We start from the raw sequence: 3,685 nt of genomic DNA on the forward strand, positions 1-3,685 counted from the left end.
CGGGCGCCGGTCCACTGGCAGGTTCAGCCACCATTGACTCTCCGGGCGGCCGACGGAAACAGGCCCCACCTTGTGTGCGAGGACAAAGGCCGCGAGCAGTCCGCCAAGACCTGCCGCGATCATGAAACCACTCGGCGGAATGGACACCCAGCGGTCGTCGATAAGGGATCGTTGCTCTGTGACGCTGGCAAGCAACAGTTGCTCCCGCAAAGCATAAATGGTCGACGCCGTCAGCGTGAGCACGACGCCGACAGCCAGGACAGCGCTGTAGAGGTCCACGAAAAGTGTGCTGAACTTGGTGTTTCTCCGCCGATAGGCGCGCGAAGCCTCATTGGTATAGCGGCGGGGGTCGAAGTCCGTGAGGTTGCCGGCAGGAGCAGTCATCGGCCGGCAATGTCCTTCGCCGCCTGTTCAGCGGTCAGGACACGCACCTCCTCATCGATGAGCAGGCAACTGTCGGCGGTACTCTCCAAAACATCCGGGTCGTGAGTCACCAGCAGCACCCCACCACCGGCGTCGGCGTAACTTCGCAGTCGTTGCGCCACGCGCCAGCGCATGACGGGGTCCAGCCGCTGCTCAGGTTCGTCCAGTATCAGCAACGACGACGGCCGGACCAGCCCGGCTGCCAGCATGAGCCGCCGTCGTTGGCCCGATGACAGTGCACCCGGGACTGCATCCGACCGGGACGTTAAGGCGAAGAACTCCAGTTCGGCATCGACACCGCCTTCCGGATCCGCAACGCCATGGCCGCGGGCCACCAGCAGCAAATGTTCACGGACAGTCAGGGACGGAAAGAAAATATCCTCATCAAAGACAGTCGATACCTGGCGACGAAACGGAATGCTATCCTCGTTGACCGGCAGGCCATGTACCTTGCTCTTTCCACCGATCGGCTGTTGCTTGCCGGCGATGGTCCGTGCCGCCGTCGACTTGCCGGCTCCATTGAATCCCACCACACCGAGAATCTGCCCAGCGTAAAGCTGTGCCCTGATAGGGCCACACACCGGAGTTCCCGCATACCCGACGACAAGATTCTCGACTTCGAGAACGGGCGCGGCGGTATTCATACTCCTCAATCTAGGCTTCAGAGCGGGCGCCCTGAAATAAACTACGGTTGGGAACTCACGGAAGCCCCATCCGGGTCCTCCGCGGGTGTGGCCTCTGTTGACACTGCGTCGTTTGCAGACGTCTTCTCCGTGCCGGCAAAGTTGTTGAGAGTTTCGACGACGTCCAATCCGGTCGTATCTTTCAGGAGTTGGAGTGTCTCCTGAATCCCGGTAGCTACATTTCGGTTTACCTGGCCGGCTCCATCCCGTGAGATGACCGTCATGTTGTCCACCGCGCTCATCGGAGCTGCAATTTCCCTGGCGACATTCGGCAGGGTTTCCAGCACCCGACTGATGACGGCGGCTTCGTTGAAGTGACCGTAGGCATCGGCCTGCGCCCGGATACCGGCGGCTTCGGCCTCGCCCTTTCTCTTGATCACATCAGCATCCGCTTCACCGCGGGCCTTGTCGGCGTCTGCTTCGGCCTGCGCAGCAGCCAGTCCAGCGGCCGCCTCCTGTTCAGCCTTGTAGCGTTGCGCGTCGGCTGGCTTGCGAACTTCGGTGTTCAGTTCACGCTCCCGCAGTTCGGCACGGCGTTCCGCAACTTCCTGATCCTTGAGAATGACCGCCTGGTCCTGCTCCGCCTTGGCCAGCGGTCCAGCCGCATTAGCTTCAGCCTGGCGTGCGTCGGTCTCCCGCTTCAGTTCAGCGCGGCGGATTTCCAATCTTTGTTCAGCTTCTGCGACCTTCTCATCAGCAATTGCGGCCGCCTCAGCAGACTCCTGTCGTGTATTCGCTTCGGCAATATCGGCGTTCCGGGCAACTTTCGCCGCTTCCGGGCGCCCGAGGTTGTTCAGGTATTCCGTCTCGTCATCAACCGACTGGATTTGGAAGGTATCGATCATCAAACCCTGGTTGTTCATGGAGAATTCCGCTTCCTCTTTTACCTTGCTGGCAAATGAGGCGCGGTCTTTAATGATGGATTCGACTGTCAGCGTTCCGACAATGGAACGCAGCGAGCCGGAGAGGGTCTCCTGTGTGTAGGGATCGATCTCATCCTGCTGGTCGAGGAAACGCTGTGCGGCCCGTCGGACATAGACTTCGTTGCCACCGACCTTGACCTGGGCGACGCCAGTCAGGTGCAGTTTGATGCCATTCTCGGAAATACCTTCAATGCGAAGGCTCACCTGACGGGACGCCAAAGAAATGGAATGCGCCCGTTCTGTAAACGGGTTGATGAAGGCCCGCCCAAACACCACCCGCTGGTTTGCTTCTTCCAGTTCAGGATTTTCGGAAACTTGGTCCCTGCCGCTTTTCCCAGCAATAATTAGCGCTTCCGAAGGTTTGGCAATCCGAAGCGAACGCATCGCGATGATGGCGATGACGGCGAGTATGACAATTGCCACCACGCCGATAATAATGAATTCCATGTTGAGACTTTCTGTTGCAATTGCACGCTGGGCATGGTGGAATGTGCTGAACTTTTCCCCAAACTGACCATATGATTGTTCGCCATTTCCGTCAATATGTTGAGGAAGCAGCGGCGCAAGAAACAAGATTTTCCCGCCGTATGCGACCGCATTTGTTTACAGCTTCTTACAGCGTTCCGCTTTAATTACCCCGGATAAAGATGTCCTCGATGGTGCACTTGAATGTCTCAGCCATGCGGAAGGCCAAAGGTAAGGACGGGTCGAAACGGCCTTTCTCAATGGAGATGATGGTTTGGCGCGAAACATCCAGCAGTTTGGCCAGGGCGGACTGCGACAGTCCTTTGGCGGCCCGCAATTCGGGCAGCCGGTTATCCACTTCAGGACTCCCGGCGCTTGATGAGCAGGTAGGCGAGGCCATGCGCTGCCAGGCCAAAAGCCACATAGATGACCGGGTCGATGGTGGGTGCGTTGAATATGGTGTTGGAAAGACTTCCGACGACGAGCGCGCAAACCAGGAGAGCGAAGGCCCATCCCGACGCCCGGTCGGCCCACGCCCTCTCCACACTCTGCTCGTTCTTTTTGACTTGTTGGTTGAAATGCCGCCGGTTAAGGACGAGCCAGACGCCAGCGGCGAGGGCAGGAACCGTCATCACTGCGAATACCGGCATCGCAATGGCTGCCGATCCCGGATTATGGAGACTGAAGACGTATCCCAAACCTGCACCCAGCAGCAGACCTGCTGCGATGGCGACCGACAACCTCATCGCTTTTGACATGATTCCACCTGTGTAAAGTTTATTTGACACTATGGACGTTAGCCACCGGAAGGAAATGATGTCAAGTTTACTTTACAAATAGCTCGGGTCACGGATGCTCGCCCGGGCGGTTCAGAGCACGTGGAGCGACTACCCCGCCGCACCCGCAGTGCTTGTCGCTGTGCTGGCCGCGAATACTGCATCGTGGCGGGCGGTTGAGAAGGCGGGACTGCAGCGGGTCGCCGAAGGTCCAATGTCCCCCGACAATCCGGTGGATGACCCGTTGCACTACGTATACCGCATCGATCGCCCCTGACGCTTGCACGATTCTCCCTCTAAGTGAATGAGCGCCGGCAGCACGCTTGGTACGCTCGAAGGCATGTCTGCCGCCGTCGAACACATCCATGACCTTGGAAAATACATCACCGCCTCGCCGTCGAGTTTCCACGCAGTG

General features: G+C 58.6%; 4 protein-coding genes and 1 pseudogene. All 5 read right to left on the reverse strand.

Features of this window, described 5'->3' with window-relative positions; translation table 11 throughout:
• A pseudogene (locus Y707_RS31495) lies at positions 1–384 on the reverse strand (hypothetical protein); the annotation flags it as partial.
• Positions 381–1,067 (reverse strand): ABC transporter ATP-binding protein, encoded by a 687-nt coding sequence (locus Y707_RS0113135; RefSeq protein ID WP_026535441.1) that lies wholly within the window; start codon positions 1,065–1,067, stop codon positions 381–383. The gene Y707_RS0113135 and the pseudogene Y707_RS31495, both read right to left, overlap by 4 nt.
• Positions 1,068–1,108: 41 nt before the next feature.
• Positions 1,109–2,476, reverse strand: a complete 1,368-nt coding sequence (locus Y707_RS0113140) for a flotillin family protein (RefSeq protein WP_026535442.1) — start codon at positions 2,474–2,476, stop codon at positions 1,109–1,111.
• 181 nt (positions 2,477–2,657) lie between these two features.
• Positions 2,658–2,852, reverse strand: a complete 195-nt coding sequence (locus Y707_RS0113145) for a helix-turn-helix transcriptional regulator (protein ID WP_026535443.1) — start codon at positions 2,850–2,852, stop codon at positions 2,658–2,660.
• A 1-nt stretch (position 2,853) separates the two neighbouring features.
• A complete protein-coding gene (locus Y707_RS0113150) occupies positions 2,854–3,252 on the reverse strand; it encodes a hypothetical protein (RefSeq protein WP_155852972.1) in 399 nt (132 codons plus the stop codon).
• Between the last annotated feature and the right edge of the window lie 433 nt (positions 3,253–3,685).

The organism is Arthrobacter sp. H14, from assembly GCF_000520495.1.
Classification (GTDB): Bacteria; Actinomycetota; Actinomycetes; order Actinomycetales; family Micrococcaceae; genus Arthrobacter_C.

Excerpts from the sequence above, each read along its gene's own strand:
- Y707_RS0113135 (WP_026535441.1), bottom strand. The coding sequence starts at position 1,067 with ATGAATACCGCCGCGCCCGTTCTCGAAGTCGAGAATCTTGTCGTCGGG.
- Y707_RS0113140 (WP_026535442.1), bottom strand. The coding sequence starts at position 2,476 with ATGGAATTCATTATTATCGGCGTGGTGGCAATTGTCATACTCGCCGTC.
- Y707_RS0113150 (WP_155852972.1), bottom strand. The coding sequence starts at position 3,252 with ATGTCAAAAGCGATGAGGTTGTCGGTCGCCATCGCAGCAGGTCTGCTG.